This is a genomic window from Cognatundibacterium luofuense (assembly GCF_018139685.1).
Lineage (GTDB): Bacteria > Pseudomonadota > Gammaproteobacteria > Burkholderiales > Burkholderiaceae_D > Undibacterium > Undibacterium luofuense.
The window spans coordinates 1-604 of record NZ_JAGSPN010000068.1 but is presented as its reverse complement, the minus strand read 5'-3'; the positions used below and the strand labels follow the sequence as shown (position 1 = coordinate 604).

General features: G+C 52.6%; 1 protein-coding gene. It reads right to left on the bottom strand.

Going from position 1 to position 604, the window contains the following annotated elements; genetic code table 11:
- The coding region (locus KDM89_RS19335; protein ID WP_230427993.1) for a thiamine pyrophosphate-dependent enzyme at positions 1–604 on the bottom strand (604 nt) is incomplete at both ends.

The window sequence follows — 604 nt, the reverse complement described above, 5'->3', positions numbered from 1 at the left end:
CAGAAGCCATTCACGCAAGAAAAATCCTTGTTGCAGGAAGACTGGTTGATCTGGCGCTTACGGCCGAATTCGGTTTCCAAAGGCTCGACTGACAAGCAGTTAGATTGTACTGAACAATCACCGCAGCCTTCGCATACAGCTTCGTTGACGACAGCACGTTTGGCCGGGTCAGGAAAACCAGGTTTACCATTTTTATCGATTTTTTTGCGGCGACGGCGTTTTTCGGAAGCGCAAGTCTGGTCGTAAATCATGGCCGACACGCCCTTGCATTCGCGCAGTTCGCGCTGTACCGCATCGAGTTCTGAACGATGGCGCACCGTCACACCGGCTGCCCACGGATAACCGGCCGGATATTTTTCCGGTTCATCGGTGACGACGATAATCGGATTCACGCCTTCGGCTGCGATTTGACGTGAGATCATGCCCGGATCGAGCGGACCATCGAATTCCTGGCCACCAGTCATGGCGACGGCATCATTGAACAGAATTTTATAAGTGATGTTAACGTCGCCCGACACGGCAGCACGGATCGCCAGCAAGCCGGAGTGATAGTAAGTTCCGTCACCCAGATTACAGAACACATGCTTTTCATTGGTAAACGGCG